The organism is Chloroflexota bacterium, from assembly GCA_015478725.1.
GTDB lineage: Bacteria > Chloroflexota > Limnocylindria > Limnocylindrales > CSP1-4 > C-114.
This window is the reverse complement of record JADMIG010000037.1, coordinates 1-19,800: the sequence shown is the minus strand read 5'-3', so window position 1 is coordinate 19,800 and position 19,800 is coordinate 1. Positions and strand designations below refer to the sequence as shown.

Here is a 19,800-nt window from a genome sequence, read left to right as displayed (position 1 = left end):
GCGATCCTGGCCAAGGTCGGGCGTTGTCGAGCCATTCTTGAGACGGCGCACTAGCGTTTCCCCCGATGCTCGTCAAGGTCTACGGCATCGACCCGAATGAGGACCGGAAGTTCAGCCCGCCGGTCGTGGCTCTCCGAGGAAGTCCGGGTCATCAGTGGCGACCCTGACCCGTCCAAGATCAGCACGAGTTACGTCGAGCGGCAAAACCTGACCATGCGGATGGGAATGCGGCGGTTCACCCGGCTGACCAACGGGGTTCTCCAAGAAGGTCGAGAACCACGCGGTGATGGTCGCGCTGCACTACATGTACTAGAACTTCGGGCGCGTCCATTCGAGCTTCGGCGAGCTCACAACCCCGGCGATGGCAGCGGGCGTCAGCAATCACGTTTGGACCTGCGACGAGATCGCGGGGCTGGTGGAGGTCTGAGACGTGATGATGCCGTCAAGCACAGCAAGAACCAGATCGATCCTCGTTGTGCGCTCTCGCCAGAGGTCTATCGCCATCGTGTCGTGAGTGATCACGTCTCAGTTGCCGAATGGGATGTGCTGCTGCGTAGCCCGTTCAAGGGCTGGTTGATGGCCCGGTCGGTGGTTCCAGACGGCCTTGGCGCAGCGACCAAGCCAATCGTCCAGCTCGGCCTGTCCGAACGCGAGATTGTTCTGACGCTCGCCCCAGACAACCGCCTCTACTCGACCCCGGAGCGCGCGCCCCTCGTTTCGAAGCAAGATGAAGGCACGGATGATGTCGTTCGGACCGATCCTGGCGGCTAACTGCTCCGGCGTCTGTACCCATTTCGACTGCCCATCCAGCTTGTCCAACTCGTCGAGTCGTTCTTGAACACCCTGCTCCACGGCTTCCCTGGCCTTGTGGTCAGCATCGAGGTCTACGTCATTGGACGGCGTGCCCGCGGCAATCGCGCGGAGCACCATTAGAGATCGTCCGAGCCGTCGCCGTTGCAGATCGAATGGAGGTCGCCATCCCGGCGCTCCGTAATCGTGGATGTCGCCGGAGACTGCCTTCGACAACGCGTCCGAGTAGTCGTCGGCATGCTTGGCGACTTCGTGTTTGGCTCTCGCTTCCCACCGGGCCACTCGCTCTGTGAAGTCCTTATGGACATCCTCTGGGTGGGCGTCGGCCATGCCGGTAGCCTGAAAGAGCATCTGCCCGTCGTCTATCACGGGCCGGAGTTGCCGGGCCAGCCGGTGGCCGGATGATTCAAACGGCCGGAAGATGAGGATGAGGCCCAAGCCGATGGCCAACACACTCGCGCCGGCGAGAACGACCCAACCCCATCCCACGGCCCACGAAGGTGACGGCGACACAGCATCCGTGAGCAGCCCGAAGATACCCGCGATCACGAGGGCCAACCCCTCGGGTGGCCCAAAGTGCCTTGCTGACCAACGTTCGCGGAGGCCCATGCCCCGCAGTCTATATGCGTGAGCGGTCGCGGTGGCACTACGAAGTCATACGGGGGGTCATTTCAAATTGAGCCACTACCGAAGGCGGGGCGAGAGGTGTCGTCGAGGGGCGAGGTGTGGACGGCGAGAGGAGTTGGGCCAGGATTCACGGGTTCCAACTCCAACGGCAGCTCGGTCTCGCGAGCTTCGGATTGCGTCGCCGCGGCGAGTGACGGCCGTCGGCAGGTCGGCTTGGTCGGAATCGATCTTGGCCAAGGGGCAACTCGAAGCGGGTCGTCCGAGCTGGCGCTGGATAGCAGCGCCGGTTCCTCGCACCTTGGTATCTTGCTTCGACGAAGATGCCCATCCTGCTCGGCGCATCGACCGGTGGAGCCCGCAGGTGGCTTTCACCGCGTTGGGTGGGATCTTCACCGGCGCCGTCTTACTCGTTCGCTGGCTGGTCGGAGTCCTCGTGCTCGGCCTCCTTGCGCTGATCACGAAGTAGCGGGATAGGGAGGGCTGTCTCATGACACTCTGGGTGGTGAGGGGTGGCAGTCACGGCCAATACGAGGACCGCTTTGTCGAGCAATCAATCGTCGGGCTCGGTTGGGGTGAGATGCCGGATCTGCTCACCTTCGAAACCAGAGAGGCGATGAGGTCGGCCTTCCAACTCGCCGAGCCGGACGCCTCCGCGGGACGGGTGGGCGTGATTGTTGGTCAGCTATGGGCCTTCGCGCACAGCATGGAACCCGGCGATCTGGTCGTGTCGCCGTTGAAGACGCGGAACCAGGTGGCTGTCGGCCACGTCGACGGTCCCTACTCCTACGCCGTGGGCAGCGGTCCCGATGACCTCCACCACATCCGACAAGTGAGATGGCTCCGGACGGACCTGCCGAGGACAGCATTCGACCCCGACCTACTGTCTGCCTTCTCGGCGCTCATGGGGCTGTTCACGGTCCAGCGCGACGACGCAGAGGCGCGGGTAATCGCCGTCGCGAACGGCGCTCCCCCGCGCCGCGTGCCCCCCGAGAGCCACCCTGAGCGCGATCTGGAGCAGGAAGGCAGGGACCAGATCGTTCAGCTCATTCGGCGCCGGTTCAAGGGCCACGGCCTCGCCCGAATCGTCGACGCAATCCTGCAGGCGAAGGGGTATGCCACGCGAGTCTCGCCGCCCGGTCCGGACGGCGGCGTAGACATCCTCGCGGGCGCGCCGCCCCTGGGGTTTGGCGAGCCGCGGATTGTCGTGCAGGTCAAGTCGACCGATGGCCCCGCAGACGTGACTGTCCTTCGTACCCTGAAGGGCAGCATGACCGACTTTCGCGCTGATCAAGGGCTCGTCGTGTCGTGGGGCGGGTTCAAGGACTCGCTGGAGCGCGAGGCCCGCAACGATTACTTCAAGATCCGCCTCTGGAATCAGTCGACCCTGCTCAACGAACTGTTCGAGACCTACGATCTGCTCGGCGCCGAGTTGAGGGCGGAGCTTCCGCTCAAGCGAGCCTGGATGGTAGCGGGCGAGGATGTCACAGAGGCCGAAGGCTAGACCGGTAGACTCGCGGCCGTGAACCGCGACGATCGTTCCAGATGGCGTCCCGATGTACGCGGTTACGTGTGGCTGGTACCGGTCGTCATCGCAATCGGGATCGTCGCCATGGTCCACCTGGGACGGTCGACGGCATTCACAGATCCATTCGACGCCGGGCTCCTGGCAACACTCGCAGGGGTGTTCGGCGGTGTTCCTTTGAGTCTGTGGGTGGCGGGGCGGCAGGTGGCGATCGAGCGGGCGGATCGCGAGCGCGACGAGGCCGCGGTGGCGGTCGCGCGTCAGCGAGAAGTACTCGGCCTCATCAGGGAGGAGCTCGTGTCGAACGCCGGCGGCATCCAGACGCGGACCCTGTCGCCGGAGCGCGCGTTTGTGCTGCCGCTTCTCACAACCGAGGTGTGGGATGCCCTTGCCGCCAGTGGAGAGCTTCGGTGGATCGAGGACCCAGCCTTGCTCTCGGTTATTGCCAAGGCCTACCGGTGGGTCCGAACGAACATCGACATCGAGAGCCGCTACCTCGACGCCACGCACTACCAGGGCATGCAGATAGGTGGAGGGGAGTCCGGCAGCGACCGCCTCAAACGGTATGCGAGTGAACTTGATGACGCGGTTCGCGGCGCGCTGTCCGAGGCGATCAACGTCATCGGGAAGGCGCTAGCCGTATCGTGATCGCGTAAGAGGGATCGACCATCTGCTCTGGGGTGAGGCGCCAAGAAGGCACGCGGACTCGTGGCCGAGCACCGACCCGTCTCCGCAAGCCGGAGGCCGGCCCGCAAGGGGTGGCTCGCGATGGCATGCGATCCGTGAGGAGGTCGACTCGCTCGCGGTAGGGTCATCCCAGAACGGGGGGCGGTCATAGCGGGCCGCGTCTGACGGGCATGAATGGTGACGCTCTGGGCCTAGATGCTTCGCGAGAGCACGACCGCGTTGGTTACATGTGGCGCGACCTGCCTCGCGTTCTTGCCCGCCCATTCCACTCTCAGGCTCACCTGAGTGCCACTGAGCACGGTCGGGGCCACGTTGTAGTGAATGTTTGAGATCGTGAGATGTAGAAGTGCGGCATCCGTTTGTCCGAGCACCTCAAGAACCACTCGCGTATCGGTCGAGCGGTCGGCGAGCCACCGAGCGACTGCGACGAGGTGGATATTCGTCGACGCGATCGGGTGCAGGACGTCCGGTGCGAGGGCGAAGGTGACCCCGGGAGTCTCGATCTCGAACGAGACGACAGCGCCATCCGTGTCGATGCGCGCCGTGAGTGCGACGGTAATGTTCCCGGCCGCCTGAGCCGAACCCCCTGGGAAGACGACGGGAGTCGACATGGTTCCAACGACCGCGGCAATTCGCCGCGCAAGTTCCCCTGTCGACCTGGGAGGATCCTTCCCGAGCGCATCTGCGATGGCATTGGGGTCTGGCCGTTGCGGAGTGACGGTAACTTCGGCGCTGGTGCCCGTTCCTGACTGCGACGCGAGTTCAGTTGTGAGCTGCTGGCGCGTCTTCTCCCACCACTCCAGACGGAAGATGCCGGCGGCCAGCGATCGGAGCTCACCAGATCCCGCAGCGACAACCAAGAGCACGACACCGGCAGTCAACGCGGCTGGATCGTGGTTCGCGAAGTACACGGCGACGAGCGCAAGCCCGACGACCAGCACGACTCCGAGGCCGTGGCGACGGACCCACTCATTCACGCCATGAGGATAGAGGGGTCATGAAGGCAGCACCGCCGTCTTCCGTCGACCGGGGAGGTGCTCGCGGCGTCGCAGTTTCGATCACGGGATGGCCATCTCCAGAACAGTCCGGGAAACCACCCGAGATGGGGCGGTGCGGCAAGGTGTCGGACGGATGACCGACGGGGTAACAGCCATACATCACTCATTACCCGTCGATCAGCCCCCTGGGAATGACCCTGGGTCACCGTCCTGGTCCGGCTCAATGCCCAACCGGCGAGCAGCATTCCGCAGATCGGCTCTGAATTCATCCAGGTTGGCCTGACTGTAGAGCCCGTCGATCTTCCTGTCGGTCCACATCTTGTGGACCTTCCGAAGATCGGCTTTTCGGCCGAGCCAGCCGAGGCCGTCAAACACGGCGAAGACGTACTGCGTCGGTCGGCGGATGTCGGCCATGATCCGGACCTCGTCGACCGAGGTGCTGAGCTTGCTCCCGGTCGAGTTGTAGCCCTTGATCGCCACCACGATGAGGGCGTCTCGGCCGGTCCCCGGGATCGCGAGGTCGCACGGCGCATCGAGGCCGTCCCTGCCGACGAAGCGACCGCGCATCAGGTACGGCAGACGGAGATCGTCGGCGACCCGTTGGACGCCGTCTTCGAGGAGCCGACCTCGGCTGATCGCGCTCCCGGCGCGGCCGCGACTCCCATATCGCGCGATCAGGACGTCGGCGTAGGTGAACGTCTGCCCTCGATTCGCCCGGACGGTGTCGACGAGCCCGGACTCGTTGAGGATCCCCACCACGTCGGCGGCCAAGCCCTTGCGGACGAGGCTCGAGAACGATGGACTGCCGAGTCTGCTGCGAAGCTCCGATGCGAGCTGCTCCTGGCCAAAGCCGATCGCCAGGCCGAGGACGCGGGTCCACCCGGGGTTCGCGACGATGAGCGCGGTGAGCGTCTCCTCGGTCACCTCGGGGAGCTGCGCCAGTGCGGAGGCTCCGTCGCGGATGAGGGCCACCGTCGGGTCCGCGGTTGACGAGGGCCTTCCCTCCTCGATCTTGCGGAGGGAACCGACGAACTCCTCGAACGATCCGGGCGCCATTCAGCGCGCCACGAAGATGTATTCGTGGGCCTCTCGCCGCAGCGCAGCCGGGTGCGTCCCGAACGAGTAGCGGTGGGGCACGGCGAAGACCTCGACCTCCGCCTTCTCCTTGTGGAGCAGCTCGTACAACTCCTGCTCATCCGGAATGGAGTTCGAGCTGTAGCTGAGGACGATGACGTTGTTGCGGAAGCGGCTGAACAGCTCGCGGAAGGCGTCGCGGATCGTCCGCTTGTAGGCGAACGGGGTGAACCGCTTCGGGAGCTTCTTCGTCTTCGTGTGCTCCATGATCTGCTGGCCGCGCCAGTAGACCGAGAGCCCTTCGAGGAAGTGGTATCGACGGAGGTAGTCGTTGTCGTCGGTCGGCGGCGCGTACGGTGGATCGAGATACACCGCGTCGTAGTCGGCCGGGTCGATCGCGAACACGTCACCGCACCGCGCGAGGTTTGGTTGGCCGTTGTCGAATGCCACGCCGTTGAAGGCCTCGACGGTCTCCACGAACTGGTCGCGGAGCGGGACGCGGAGGTTCTTCCGGCCGTCGTCGTAGCGGAAGTCGGAGACGGTGAAGACGCCCCGTGGCTGCTTGCGGGCCGCAGCGAGGGCGAGCGCGGCGAGCGCGATATCCCGCTTGTAGGGTGGGAGCAGGTCGATGTGGCTCCAGGCGCTGTCGAGGAAGGCGTGATCCTCATCGGGGAAGTACAGCCCACTGAACGTCCGCTGGATGAAGTCTCGGCCGTCGATGTTCGGACCGAGGATGAGCGCGACCTCGGTCGGGCTGAGGCGAACACCCGGGTTCTCGATCGTCGCCCGGGCCACCGTCGCGGGGAACGACAAGAAGTCATTCGTCGTGACCGTCTTGCCCATGGCCTTGAGCGCGTAGCCGATGACCCCGCTGCCGGAGAACGCATCGAGGACGGTCTCGAATGAGAGTCGATCGAAGACGTCGATGAGGTGCCTGGCGACTTCATACTTCGATCCCATGTATCGCAGACGGGGATACCGCTCCACCTGGCGAACCACGGCGTCGAGGGACGGCTGGGTCGGGCGAACACGTTCGAGGAGGACGGCCATCGTCGCAAGCGTACCAGCGGCGATGACAGCTCCGATGGCGCGGCCCACTACCTCGCGCGATGGTCGCCCCGGGTCGTCCCGCGCGCGAGCCCCTGCCGTCGACTGCCGGACAGGCGTTGCTGAGGTCGCTCGGGGTCGCTCGGATCAGAAGCCGGAGTCAATAGGTCGACATTCGGGTGCGTGAGCGGCCTCGGTCGACCCGTCCAAACCGGTCGGGTTGATGGGGACCCAGAGCGTCCGGCTAGTAACGCGAAAGCAATTCGAGTGCCCTCAACGCTGTCGCCGTGCTCGCAAAGACCTGGCCCGGAGCAATGTCCCCACCGAACGCCTCCAACCCTAGCGTTCTCGCAGCCTCCAAGGACACAGCCTCTTCATCGTGTGCGACCGCAGCCAACGATCGGAATTCGTCAGGTACGCGAACGTGGAACAACCCCGGGTTGTCGGAATTAATAGTCACGCGCAGTCGCCCCAATCCGGGCGGAGCCAAGTCAAAGAAGGGATGATTTCGGTAATCGTCCAACCCAGCAATGGCTATGTTCGAACTCGGACAGTATTCAAAGATGATGCCGCGGTCGACCGCGCGACGCCAATAGTTCGGAAGAAGGCGGCCGAAGGTGTCCGCCAATAGATCTTGATAGGGCTCCACCTCGATCATGCCATGGTCCACCTCGCCGTGACTGAGATAGCGTGTAAACATCTGCCATCGGACGCCGCGCGACGAAACATCACTTCGCCGGATTTCTCCGTCGTAGGCCGTCTCGTCCTTGGCGCGATGGTCGGTCCATGCTAGGTAACCCGCACCTACCAAATCTGACCGCGAGAAGCGCATCTTCTGGGCGGCCCACGCATCAACGACGGACGCACGCAGCCCCGGGAATACCATGGGTACGAGATCCTCCGCTGCGCCCCTCAACGCAGCCTGGATCGACGAGTCGCCGACGGCGCTTGTCGCCGACCACGCCCAGGTGAGGTCATCAAGCAGCTCTAAGCGATCGACCAGCTCGCGAGAATGCCGGCTCGTCGTACTCAAAGCGAGCCCATGCCCAGCGCGCCTCAGTTCTGGTACGTGATCAAACACCTCCGCCATTCGACGCAGGCCCTGAAGCGGATATGCGAAGGATTCCCCCATGTGGTAGGTCACCACGGGCAGCCAATCCCCCGATAGTCGGTTGCCCACGCGCACAATCAGTTCTTCTAGCGCCGACGTGAACAGCCAATTGGAAAAGACTTCCTCATCTCCAGCTACGTCGACGACACCGAAGAACTGCCTCGCGGACTCCGATGACGCATAGAATCCGGCCAAAGCCCCGATCGTCTTCCAGAGGGACGATGCGTCCCAATTGGTCGGCGAGGCGGTTGCTCGATCGTCCTCGACTGTTGGCCGCTGCCGGAGAAGCGAGACAGGGAACCTGACGACTGGGGCGGGCTCAGAATTGTGATCGGTCAAGTAGTGTCGATATCCCCGGAGAGCTGGCATCAACTGGGCGGCTATGTGTGACTCTTCGAATCGCCCGATTGTCGGAGCGTCGACAGAGGTCCTCAGCTCGATGCGCCGAGCCCCGTCGTCTGCCGCCAGGTACTCCAGTCCTGTGCGTACCAACGCCTCGCGGCCTCCGACACGCGCCAGATCGCGGGCGCGCCTCTGCATCTGGAAATGCTCGACGAACGAGTCGAGGCCCGCGCGCACTCCCGGCGTCATTGATGAGTGGAAGACGGCAAGGCAACGAAGAACCTGCGAGAGGTGGCCGCAGTAGAGCGAGTCGTGAGGGACCGCGTAGTGCTTCTGGATCAGTGCTGTCAGCAGGTCCAAAACAACGCTACGTGGATTGCTCGCGATGATGCCGAGGCCGAGCTTCGCTGCCGCGGACTCGTCAGACTCAGTTGACGGCCGGCCCGCGACTGCATCCCACGTAGCGAGATCGAGAACGTTGGAATGCAATTGGTCGCTCACCAGGTCCCAGAACGGCTGGCTGCCTCCGGCCCTGCCCATCATCCGCGACACGTACTCGTTGGAGTTGTCCGAGTATCGGAGGTGGGTACCGAAATCGGGGTGGGTGACACCTGTGTCCCGGACATACGCGGTCAGGCTCCGCAGGGCGAGACCGGCTGCGAACAGGAGCACGTCTGGTCGATACTGAGATGAGCTCGTTGAAAAAAAGTCCCAGGACTCCGCGGGGGCCGGAAGCCTTCCCCGAGCGCAGCCGATGAAGAAGAGCCATGACATGGGTACAGCCGTGCCGAGATGCACGTGGCCATCGGCAAAGTCCCCGAGAACGAGCGGCTCACGGTTGCCTTTCCTCTGTCCTGTAGATACGTGCGATTGCGACACGGCCCGGGCAGCCTCGACGAGTTCGGGTGGCAGGCGACGACGGAGGTAGTTCTCATGGGAGGGTGCGGGGCTGCGAGCTCCGGCCAGGCGAGACCCGAGGCTCGTCAGAGCATTGAGCGGACACATCTCCGAACCAATCGAACGCCACCGCTGGCGAAGCACCTCGGCGGGCCTGCGCGAAGGCGCTGGGCTGCCGCGGAAGATCTGTGTAATTTCACCAGCCGCACGCTCTGCGATGTCTTGGACATCGAGCGGTTCGCCAAACCTCCTGAGCCCGCCAAGCGACGCGAACACGGCCGAGCACGCGGCCGCCTCGAGTAGCTCGCTCATTCGTTGGTGGCACCCGAGCCGGCTGGCATCCCGCTCGTGGAACGGCGGGCTCCGAACCTCGACACGACTGCCGCAACAATCTTCGGCTCAACTCGGGCCGCAATGAGGTCTTCCGCCAGCGATTCACTGATCCCTTCCGTGCGCAGTCGTCGGATCACATCCAACGGAACACCCCCGGCCTCCAGTTGATCCACCAGCTCTTGGAATTCTCTGCTCTTCTGCGCTTGGCTCTCCTGCCATTCCGCGCGAACCCTCGTCGCGGTGGCTGGATCGAGTTCGTTGAGTACTTGCAGACTCGACTCTATCCACGGTTCGGTGAGATGCTTCCTTAGCCGTCGTGCGAGATATCGCGCCGCTTCGGCGTTCGCCCCATCGAGCTGCTGCATCTCCGTGAGCAACTCGCTACGGACTTGTCGCAACCAAGACGCCGATGCATGGCTAGAGGCCAACGGATCAAAGGCCCAGGGCACAAGATGCTCCAGCCAGTCGGAGAAGTCGCGATCACGGATCGTGCTCCCCGCGGATCCCGCCCGAGCCATCGCCGACCTGACGGCCGCCGCCGACGTTGCGCGTGCAGACGCCATTGAGGCTTCGAAGGCGTTTCCTTCGTCTAGCACGATGTCGCTCATCTGCGCGGCCAATTCCGTCACCATCTGTGATGGCGCTCGCATCATCTGCACATCGCAGACAAGCTGCACGTGGGCCACAAACATCAAATCAAGTAGACGCACAGGGTCGACGCCCTCCGGGAGATCAATGACGACGTCGACGAGCGGATTCCATCCTGAGACATAGATGAAGTAATCGCGCATCTCGTCCCAATCAGGGACGACCCAAAAGAGGTTGTCAGTGCTCTCGCCATCCAGGGACGCGTCTAGCACGTTGTCCCAAGCCATCCCGCCGGGCGTGTCCATACGACCGTACTGACCCAACGACCTAAAGGCAGGTTCGATTTCGCGGAGTTGCTGCGCAAGGTACAGCGCGTGGGTGAATGCGGTGGGAAAATTGGGCGCACTCGCTTCGCTGTCGTCTGGCTCGTCGCGCCCCGTCCTATCTCCTGCCTCTGCAGGTCGTCCGTAGTAACCGGTGACGCGGCGGATTCCGTTTCTGACCACACGGTTCTGGCCAATGAGCCGCCGACCGAGATTGCGACCGCGACCTACCTGCTTGCCAAATACCATGCCCCGAAAGTCGAGCAGGATGCCCGCGCTGCCGAGATCGAGGTCCCATCCCAAGGGCTGTCTGAAACGGAGCGGCACATCAGAACTTGACCATTTGATAGCGTGGTCAAGGATCATCTTGGCCGCCGCTGCAAATGGGTCAATACGGGCCTCAGATCCTCTGGGCACGTCCTCTAACTGGCGGTAGAGATGATCGAGGGCGCGAGGCGAAGGGGAGAGACACTCGCCGTAGCCCAACGGCTGGACGTCCTGGGTGTCCTCAGCAGGCTGAACGAGCGCAAACAGATCGGCAAGCGTTCCCAGCTGCGATTGTGGCGGTCCACTGAACTGGCGGGCGAGATCCAAGAACGAGGCTTCACGGTCGAGGGGCGTAAATTTGAGCCGATCCCTTATGGGCATCGGGAGCAGAGTCAGGCGCAAGTGCTCCGGAAGAGCCTTCGCGAGCTGTTTGTTGACGTGGTCAAGCACGATAGCCTCCGAGATGAGGCCTCTCTGTAGAAGACCCCCGAGTTCGTATGCACCTTGGCGTCCGGAGATCGCCTGGGACAGGAGCGCGAATCGCGTGCTTGACTCACTTGCGCAAAGAAGCACGATGACGCCGGGGTGCGTAGAAAGACGACGGACCTCCGCGAATATTGCCGGCAGGAGCTCGGGACGCAAGTCCGCGTCATCAATCGGTATCACTAGTAGCGGTGGTCGCTCCGGAGTGGGGAAGACCTGCGAGAGGAGTGCGTCCACGAATCGACGCCACTGCTCCACGAACGTTGCGCCCTCGCTGTTCAGGTGCGCTGCATCCCGCCCAAACTCGGTTGGCGTCAATTGTTGACTGGCGAGGGCTTTGGCATATCCGCGTTGGGTTATCGCCTCTTGTCGTCGAATCTCGACGAGGAGGGTCTCAAGCGTTACGTTAGGTTCTTCGGGGCTAATTGGCTCACTGAGTAGCTGGGCGTACTCAAGCTCAAGGTAGCGATGAAGAGCTGCGAGAGCCCAACCTGCGACTGTGTCTTGCTCGCCGAAGTACTCAGGCCGCAGGACCGGCAAGACCACATCGCGATTGCGATCCAGCAGGTGTGCACAAACGAAGTTGAGAAGCGTTGTCTTCCCACTGCCGCGATCGCCGAGGATAGCCACCGTGGCGTCAGAGTCCATCGGCGAGAGGTCGCCGAAGGAGCGAACTCTCGAATCGACATCCAATGGCTCGGGCCGCTGGCTGGCCGAGACGGCTATTTGTTCGATCTTCGCGAGAATCGTTGTTAGCAGCGGCGCAAGGCTTGGTGGAACTTGACTTTGGAGCCCGAGTATCCGTGAGAGCTTCGAGTAGCGCACGTCATACCTCTCGCAAAGCACGGCCACGAGGCTACCGACTCCGCGCTTGCCAGTCAACGTTCCATTGACGTATTGATGACCGGGGATAGTGCCGTCTCGGCAGCCGCGGGGACGGGCGATCGTTGACCGCCACCTTGCGGTAGCCCCGGCTGGCGAGGCGGCTGTCACGCGGCCTGTGCCGGACGCCATCTCAATGTTCGGGCCGCCATGCCGGAGAACGCGGCGGAGGCCGAAACGACCCCACGTTTCGAGCCGCCCCGGGCGCGGGCCCTGCTGAGCATGGATCAGGGGCCCGATGCGCGGCTGCCCTTTCGGGCCGGCCCCCCTCCCTCCGCGGGCTGCGGGCAGCTTCGGGCCATGCCGACGAGGGAGCTGAGCGTGGGGATCAACTCCTTCGGGCCACTTGCTTTGGGGTTCCGGCCACTCGCCGTTGCGGTTCGGGCCGGCCCACCTCTCCTTTCGGGCTAGGTCTCGGGCTCCATCTGCATGAGCACGCGTCGGTGGCTCTGCTGGGGCTCGCCGTTCACCTCGCCAGTGAGGTCCCTGCCATACACTCCCCGCGTCCGGCTCCAGGGAGGAGGTGCCGGGTTCGTGACCGAGGACGAGGGAACGCTGACGAGGATGGCGCCTGGTTCGACCCCGCGCTCCGGACGTGCCGCTCCGCCACCCGATCGGCGGACCCTCGCCCGCTGGCGCCGCTGGTACGCCCGAACGCTCCGGACGTCCCGCACGTCGAGCGCCGAGGAGATCCTCCTCGGCTGGCTCGTCCGGATGCCGCCCAACGTGTGGTGCCTCGGCTCGCCGCCGAGCGCGGCCGATGAGGAACGCTGGCCCGGCCGCTACCTGCTCACGCCCGACGCGTGGTGGGGACCCCACGAGCTCGCCGCTGCCCAGCTCGAAGCCCTCCGCGCCCAGTACGCCCGGTTCCCCACGATGGCCTCCTGGGACGCGATCCCGCCCTCGGCCATCATCGGCGCGCCCGGCTTCGCCTTCGGCACTCCGCCATCCTCGGTCGCCCCGTGCGCCGCACTGACGGCCCTCCCACGCCTCCGCCGAGCCTGGGCGCACCGATCCTCCGACCGGAGTGGCGATCCCGCCGCGAGCGAGGCGGTCCGCCACGCGATCGGCCTGCTCCGTGGTTCGCTCGCCCACGTCTGGCTGCCCGCTGGGCCACGACCGTGGACCGAGCAGGAGCGCGCTGCCTGGGCCGCCGAGACCGGCGCCGATCCCGCCCTCTGGACCGGGCGAGCGCGACGCTCGAGCGTCCAGCGGGCACCGCTCGCGGCGACCCTCCTCCGCCGCGGCCTCGTCGAGGCGGGTCACTCCCATCGGGCCGCCATCCGGGCCTGGCTCATCTGGGAGGGTGAGCTGTGCGGGCCGGCGCTGCGCAACCCGGGGGTTCGAGAGGCCTGGCGCCAGCTGCGCGGCCGGCCGCCGAGGGGCGACGTCGGCCTCGACGACGCGCTCGACAGCTGGCGCGACGCCGACCGCCGCTACTGGGAGGTCATGGGGATCAGCCGCTAGCGGTGAGCCGGCCCGGACCGCGAGTTCTTGTCCTCCTCGGCCGTCGCGGCAAGCCCGACGATGGGCGCGTTTCGGCCAGACGCTCACCTCAGAGCGCCCGGCGCGAGACCGTCAACAGGCAGGCTGGGCCACCGATGAGCGAATACCACCACGATCATCCCCATCGTCACGGCCGCCGAGGCGTCCACGACCACTGGCACGGCCATCGCGGGTCACCTCCCGCGCGCAGGCGCGAGCCGGTACCGGCGATCCACTGGTTCGCCGAGCATTCCCATATCCACGGCGATCCGGCCGACGACGCGGCGCTCGCGGTTCCGCCCGCGCCGGGAAGCTGACACGATGGCCGGCTCGAGTGGTGCACCGCGCGCGAGGCCCGCGACGCGATGGCCCGCGTCGCGCGGCGGAGCGACCGTGCCGCGGGTGCAGCGCTACCAGCGCGACGCTTCCGAGGTGCTGGCGGCACCGCCAGCGCGCTCGATCAGCGTCCTGCGCACCCATCCACCATATGTGACAGGTACCCGGAGACCCGCGATCTGCCGGCACGGCTCCACCGGCCGGTCGGTCGCGATCCCTGCCCGACGGCGGCGCCGATGACCCCCGAACTCGCCCGGATCATCGCCGCGATGGTCGACGCGAAGCTCGATGCGATCGACGCGTCGATCGACTCCGCGCGCCCGACGCGAGGTACGATCGCGCGACGCCCGACCGGCCGCGCCCATCACGCGAACTCCGGGCGACGATCGAGGACCCGATCATGAGCCTTGCCCGGGCGGTCGATCTGCGGCCCGAGGATCTGGCCGGCCGTCGCTATGCGGGGTACATCCGCGAGTCGACCCGCGGTCAGGCCGATCGCTATGGCCCCGACCTCCAGCGGACCGAACAGGAACGGTTCGCCAGCCGGTACGGCCTCGCGTCCGCCGATCTTGAGTACGTCGATCTCGTGTCGGGCAAGGACACCCTCCGGCGGACCGACTTCGCAAGAATGATCGCCGACGCCGAGGCGGGCCGGTTCGAGGTCCTCCTCTGCTCTGACACGAGCCGCTTCGCCCGCAACGTCGCCGACGCCTGGGTCTACCGCGACCGCCTCGCCCGGGCCGGGGTCGTCGTCGTCTTCTGTGCCGACACCCTCATCAGCGGCAACGTCGAGACGTACGAGCTCGAAGGACTCAAGACGGTCGCCGATGCCGCGTACATCCGACGGCTCTCGCGGAACGTGGCCCGCGGCTACGAGCAGAAGTGGCGCCTGTTCGGCGATCCCGGTGGTCATCCACCGGCCGGCTTTGCGAGGATCGGACCGCGCCAGCTGCTCAGCCCGGTCGAAGGCCCCGACCTCGATCGGGTGAGGCGCGCCTTTGCCCTCTATGCCACCGGCACGTGGAGCGACACGACCCTCGCCGACGAACTCGGGTTCAGCGAGGCCGGACTCGCCGAGATCCTCACCAACCCGATCTTTGCCGGCCGGGTGATCCGCCACAAAGGTCGTCCCGACGAGGAAGAAGGAGCGGCGAGCTTCGCCGCGCCGGTCGACCCGACCCTGTTCGCCCGGGTCGCCGGGCTGCGGGCGCAGCGGCGGACCCGCCATGGTGGCGGGAGTGGCTATCCCCGTCGCTCCTATCCACTTGTCCGGCTCCTCCACTGTGCCGACTGCGAGAGTCCGTACCATGGCAACGCGAATTCGGGCCAGCGCCGCGTCCGCCATACCCGCCGGCCCCATTGCGGGCGGTACGCGAGCCAGCGGGCCGAGCTCATCGAGAGCCAGGTGGCCGCGCTCATGGACGGCGTGCACCTGGGCGACGACGACCTCGCGCAGGTGTTCCGGGCGATGCGGCGGGGGACGACGGCACCGCTGGCGCCGGACCCCGACCTCCTCCGGGCGGCCCGCGCGGAGCTCCAGCGGCGGCTGACCGAGGGCGAGATCGGCCTCCCCGCCTTCAATCGCGACTGGCGGGCGCTCGATCGACCGATGGCGGTGGCCGAGACGACCCCGGATGCCGATCGGCTGCGGCGAGCACGCGACGTCCTCACCGACTTCGGCTCGCTGTGGCGTGACGTCGCGGTGCCGGACGTTCTCCGCGAGGGAGCCGCGACGGAGATCTTCGAGCGGCTCGACGTCCGTGGCTCACAACTCGTCGCCGTCCACCCCCGGCCGAACGAGGACGCCTGGCTGCTCGGCTACGCCTACCGCGAAAAGTTGGAACTGGTCGGGGCGAGAGGATTTGAACCTCCGACCTCATCGTCCCGAACGATGCGCGCTACCAAGCTGCGCCACGCCCCGACCGGATGCCCGTTGCAGAGGGCTGACGGATGATACCGCACGATGTCCGAACCGGGCCGCGCGGCGCCGGCGAGCGCGAGCTCAGCTGGGCCTGCCGCAGGGACCCACCGACGAGGAACGTCGATGCCGGCCGAGAAGGGTGCCATGCACTGGGAACGCTCGTCGAGCGAGCTGACGGAGCGGTTCGTGGCGATCACGGAACGCGAGCCGGCGATCGCTCGGCGGAAGATGTTCGGCGAGGTGGCGGGCTTCGTGAACGGCAACCTGGTGACCGGCCTCCACGCCGGTCGCTGGTTCGTCCGGCTGACGGGCGAGACGAAGGCGGCGGCCCTCGCCGTGCCCGGCGCGGGACCGTTCGAGCCGATGCCGGGTCGCCCGATGGGCGACTACGTGGTCCTGCCGCCGTCGATCGTCGCTGACGACGCCGCGCTGTCGGGCTGGCTCGAGCGGGCAATCGAGGTCGGGCGGGCGCTCAAGCCGAAGTAGGCGTCCGCTCCTCGAGCCCCCACGGCGACCCATAGGCCGTCAGCAGGTCGAGGAACGGGACGGCATCGAAGGCCTCCGGCCCGAGGACGCCGGTCCCTCGCCACGCTCCCGTCGCGAGCAGCTCGAGGGCCACGACCGGATTGATCGCCGTCTGCCAGACGACCGCCTGGGAGCCGTATTCCCGCATCGACCATTCGTTGTCCACGACGTGGTAGAGGTACACCTCGCGCGACGCACCGTCCACGCCGCGGCCCGTCACCCAGAGGCCCGCACAGGTCCTGCCGTGCATCCGGTCGCCGAGGGTCGCAGGGTCAGGCAGGCAGGCCGCCACGACATCGCGCGGAGCGACCTCGACGCCGCCGACCCGGACCTTCGTCGTCCGGTCCAAGCCGATCATGTGGAGGACCTTGAGGACGTTGATGAACTCGTCGCCGAGGCCGTACTTGAAGGTGGCCCGCCGGGCCTTCACCCAGCGCGGCATGAGGAGCACCTCCTCATGCTCGACATTCACGCACTCGATCGGTCCGATCCCCTCCGGGAAGAGGAACGTCTCGGGCTCGCTGAATGGTGGCGTCGTGTACCAGCCCCGCTCCGCCTCCCAGATGACCGGCGGGTTGAGGCACTCCTCGATCGTCGTCCAGATGCTGAACGAGGGGGCGAAGTCGTAGCCGTCGACCACGAGATCCGCGCCGTCGCGGACGCCGAGCTCGTCGATCTCGGAGAACAGGTGGTCTGCCGCATAGCGGGCGAAGACGTCCGAGAGCCCGGGCTCGACGCCCATCCCGACGAGGGCGAGCCGCCCGGCGGCCTCCCATGCCGGCGAGGCCATGAACTGTTCGTCGCCGAGTTTCACGCCGGGCAGCGCGAAGGGCTGCTCGGGATGGGGATGCGAGAGGCTCATCGCCATGTCCAGGTAGTCCGCGCCGGCGGCGAACGCCCCTTCGAAGATCGGCATGACGAAGCGCGGGTCGACGGCGTTGAGGACATGGGTGATGTCGTGCTTGCGGCACAGCGCGGTCACCGCCTCCGCGGACGACGCGTCGACCTGGGCCGCCGCGAACCGGGAGTCTCCCAGGCGGGCGACGGTCCGTTCGGCACGGGACGCGTCGTAGTCGCTGACGACACAGCGCTCGAAGAAGTCCCGTCGGGCGGCGATCGGGGCGACGGCGCTCCCCACGCCGCCGGCACCGATGACGAGGATCCGCATCACATCACCACCTGCGCTGGTGACCGCCGTTCCCTGATGAAGACGGTCGTGACGGCCGCGAGGAGGAACGTCGCGGCCATGAGGACGAAGACGATCGGGACTCCGGTCGATGGACCGAGCCCGTCGATGATGACGCCGTAGAGGGCGGTCCACAGGGAACCGACGCCGAAGGCGAGGGTGAAGTACGCGGCATACGACGTGTCGCGGACGGCGGCCGGGGCGATGTCCGCGAGCAGCGCCTGGAGCTGCCCACTCTCGGCGAAGCTGAACGAACCCATGATGACGAGCCCGACCCACAGGCCGACGATGCTCGATCCGGCGAGGAGGAACGCAACGTAGCCGATCGCGCCGCCGACATAGACGCCGACGATGACCGGCTTGCGGCCGACCCGATCTGACAGCCAGCCGGCGATGAGGGGCGTCGGCACGGAGAACACGATGAGGACGCCGTACATGAGGCCGGAGGTGGCGGCATCCACGCCGATCACCTTCGTCAGGTAGATGAGGGCGAAGAGGTTCGCGACCCCGAGGCCCCGGCCGCCGCCGCCGAGCACGGAGGTGAGGTACAGCCAGCGGAGATCGCGGTCCCGGAACACCTGGCGGAACGCGTCGCGGACGCTGCCGTGGGCGAGGGCGGCCGCCCGATCCGATCCGTGCTCGCGGATGAAGATCACGATGAGGCCTGCGATGACGATCGCCGGAATGCCGAAGAGGATCGACGTCGTGCGCCAGCCGAGCGCGCCGATCATCGAGGCGCCGATGAGAGCGACGACGACCGTCCCGACGTTGCCGCCGGCGATGTGGGCGCTGATCGCGAAGCCCCGCCGGTGGGGCGGGAACTGCTCGGTGAGCAGCCCGTTGCCGACCGGATGCTGGGGCGATCCGCCGATCCGTGACAGCACGTTGGGGATCGCGAACGTACCGAAGCCGCTGGCGAGCGCCTGGGCGGCGAACCCGCCCCCGAAGATGACCCCGCCGATCCCGAGGAGGGCGCGGCGCGACAGGATCCGGGTGAGCGACGCGTAGCTCAGCTGGACGAGCCCGGAGGCCACCGATCCGAATGCCGCGAGATACGCGATCTGTCCTTCCGTGACGTGGAACTCGTCGATGATCCTGAGAAAGATGAGGGGGAGGAGCACCGCGTAGGAGTGGTTCACCGCGTGGGCGATCACGAGGAGGATGAGGGATCGCTTCGCGTTGGCGTCGGCCGCTTCGGCCTCGGCGGCGGTGGTCGCCGGCGGCGCGGTGGCGGCCGGCGGCGCGGTGGCGGCTGCTTCGGCCTGGGCTGCGGCGCTGGTCGCCGGGGGAGCTGCGGCGGCCGGTGGAGCTGCGGCGGCCGGTGGAGCTGCGGCGGCCGGTGGAGCTGCGGCGGCTGTGGTCGCCGGGGTCCCGCCGAACGCCTCGATCGGTGCCGCGGCCTCGGGGAGTTCCATCCGCGCATGATGCCGCATCGTTGGCCTAGCCGGTTGGGCCATCCCACCGGTGCTGCGGGTCGGCTCTGTCGCCGCCATCAGTAGGCCGATCACCCGGCGCGTCGCCGACGCTCGACCCTGCCACGCGCGCCCAACTTCACGCTCGGATCGTATCTGGCGGGCATCGCCGCGGGCTCGCCAGCGGTAGCACGTCACTGGTCGGAACGCACCTGGTCGCGCTCGGGTCCGTTCTGGCGAGCGCGCACCTGGTCGCGCTCGGGTCCGTTCTTCTTTGGAACGGACCGGCGTCCGTCCAGCGGCGCAGGCTAATCGTGGGGCTGGTAGCGCGTCATGTCGCCCCCATCCCGACCGGGACGGGTCCGTTCGTCCCGATCCCGACCGGGGTGGAGCCGCTCGCCGCGAACGTCCGTCCACAGCATGCCGGCCGCCGACGGCATCGGGGTCGTAGGGTCCGCGAGGGCGCCGGACCATGCCGCCCCAGTGGCGGGAAAGCGCGCAGCGAACAGGTGCCGGAACTCGGCGACGAGTCGTCTGTTCCGTCGTGTTCCGCGGATTACCCAGAGGCCGCCGACATGCCACTCCCCATCGCCGCCCGATCGAGCCGCGAGCTGTGCGCGAACGGAGGCGACCCTGCCGTCGAGGCCACGAAGCGCGGCGCCGACGTCGTCGAGCCAGTCCCAGACTTCGACGACGACGGCTTCCCGACGCGCCAACCGGACGAGTAACACGTCGACCGACCTCGATGGATGAGGGATCCGATCGACGCGAGCCTCGATGCTGGTCGTCCAGCCACCCGATGCGGCGGCGATGACGATGAGCTGCTGGCGTTTGAGGTGTTCGTAGTCGCGAGGCTTGTCCGCCGTCGACACGCCTTCGGCGAACACCGCGAGCTGGAGGCCGAGACTCCCGAATACGGACGCCCACCGATCGAGCGACGACGC

The 19,800-nt window shown here is 66.5% G+C and carries 13 protein-coding genes, 1 tRNA gene and 1 pseudogene; 5 read left to right on the top strand and 10 right to left on the bottom strand.

Annotation, left to right across the window (positions count from 1 at the left end):
• Window positions 1–525 precede the first annotated feature (525 nt).
• Window positions 526–1,359 carry a hypothetical protein gene (locus tag IVW53_14120; GenBank protein MBF6606702.1) on the bottom strand — a complete coding sequence of 278 codons (834 nt, stop codon included), beginning with the start codon at window positions 1,357–1,359 and terminating at the stop codon, window positions 526–528.
• A 565-nt stretch (window positions 1,360–1,924) separates the two neighbouring features.
• On the opposite strand from IVW53_14120, the gene IVW53_14115 reads away from it, so the two are divergent.
• Together IVW53_14115 and IVW53_14110 are read left to right on the top strand one after the other, a co-directional pair.
• Window positions 1,925–2,938 carry a restriction endonuclease gene (locus IVW53_14115; GenBank protein MBF6606701.1) on the top strand — a complete coding sequence of 338 codons (1,014 nt, stop codon included), beginning with the start codon at window positions 1,925–1,927 and terminating at the stop codon, window positions 2,936–2,938.
• A gap of 18 nt (window positions 2,939–2,956) precedes the next feature.
• On the top strand, window positions 2,957–3,607 hold the full coding sequence (locus tag IVW53_14110; GenBank protein ID MBF6606700.1) for a hypothetical protein: 651 nt from the start codon (window positions 2,957–2,959) through the stop codon (window positions 3,605–3,607).
• A gap of 230 nt (window positions 3,608–3,837) precedes the next feature.
• Here IVW53_14110 and IVW53_14105 read toward each other — a convergent pair whose 3' ends face one another.
• The 5 genes from IVW53_14105 to IVW53_14085 form a co-directional block, all read right to left on the bottom strand.
• Window positions 3,838–4,623, bottom strand: a complete 786-nt coding sequence (locus tag IVW53_14105) for a hypothetical protein (GenBank protein ID MBF6606699.1) — start codon at window positions 4,621–4,623, stop codon at window positions 3,838–3,840.
• A 198-nt stretch (window positions 4,624–4,821) separates the two neighbouring features.
• Complete coding sequence (locus IVW53_14100; protein ID MBF6606698.1) at window positions 4,822–5,700, bottom strand: hypothetical protein; 879 nt, start codon at window positions 5,698–5,700, stop codon at window positions 4,822–4,824.
• Entirely contained in the window at window positions 5,701–6,678 is a 978-nt protein-coding gene (locus IVW53_14095; protein MBF6606697.1) for a DNA adenine methylase, read from the bottom strand. It abuts the gene before it with no gap.
• Window positions 6,679–7,009: 331 nt separating this feature from the next.
• On the bottom strand, window positions 7,010–8,890 hold the full coding sequence (locus IVW53_14090) for a hypothetical protein (GenBank protein ID MBF6606696.1): 1,881 nt from the start codon (window positions 8,888–8,890) through the stop codon (window positions 7,010–7,012).
• A gap of 533 nt (window positions 8,891–9,423) precedes the next feature.
• On the bottom strand, window positions 9,424–11,934 hold the full coding sequence (locus IVW53_14085) for a hypothetical protein (GenBank protein MBF6606695.1): 2,511 nt from the start codon (window positions 11,932–11,934) through the stop codon (window positions 9,424–9,426).
• 591 nt (window positions 11,935–12,525) lie between these two features.
• On the opposite strand from IVW53_14085, the gene IVW53_14080 reads away from it, so the two are divergent.
• Both IVW53_14080 and IVW53_14075 read left to right on the top strand, forming a co-directional pair.
• Entirely contained in the window at window positions 12,526–13,458 is a 933-nt protein-coding gene (locus IVW53_14080) for a hypothetical protein (protein MBF6606694.1), read from the top strand.
• A 754-nt stretch (window positions 13,459–14,212) separates the two neighbouring features.
• Window positions 14,213–14,686, top strand: a pseudogene (locus tag IVW53_14075) (recombinase family protein).
• A 970-nt stretch (window positions 14,687–15,656) separates the two neighbouring features.
• Here IVW53_14075 and IVW53_14070 read toward each other — a convergent pair.
• Window positions 15,657–15,733 (bottom strand) — tRNA-Pro (locus tag IVW53_14070).
• Window positions 15,734–15,856: 123 nt separating this feature from the next.
• On the opposite strand from IVW53_14070, the gene IVW53_14065 reads away from it, so the two are divergent.
• On the top strand, window positions 15,857–16,219 hold the full coding sequence (locus tag IVW53_14065; GenBank protein MBF6606693.1) for a TfoX/Sxy family protein: 363 nt from the start codon (window positions 15,857–15,859) through the stop codon (window positions 16,217–16,219).
• Here the strand turns inward: IVW53_14065 and IVW53_14060 are convergent.
• From IVW53_14060 to IVW53_14050, 3 genes are all read right to left on the bottom strand, one after another.
• Window positions 16,206–17,426 (bottom strand): saccharopine dehydrogenase NADP-binding domain-containing protein, encoded by a 1,221-nt coding sequence (locus IVW53_14060; protein ID MBF6606692.1) that lies wholly within the window; start codon window positions 17,424–17,426, stop codon window positions 16,206–16,208. The two genes, IVW53_14065 and IVW53_14060, sit on opposite strands and share 14 nt — an antisense overlap.
• Window positions 17,426–18,859, bottom strand: a complete 1,434-nt coding sequence (locus IVW53_14055; GenBank protein MBF6606691.1) for an MFS transporter — start codon at window positions 18,857–18,859, stop codon at window positions 17,426–17,428. The genes IVW53_14060 and IVW53_14055 overlap by 1 nt, the downstream gene beginning before the upstream one ends.
• A gap of 305 nt (window positions 18,860–19,164) precedes the next feature.
• Window positions 19,165–19,800, bottom strand: a 636-nt coding sequence (locus tag IVW53_14050; GenBank protein MBF6606690.1) for a hypothetical protein, incomplete at its 5' end; no start/stop codon positions are given.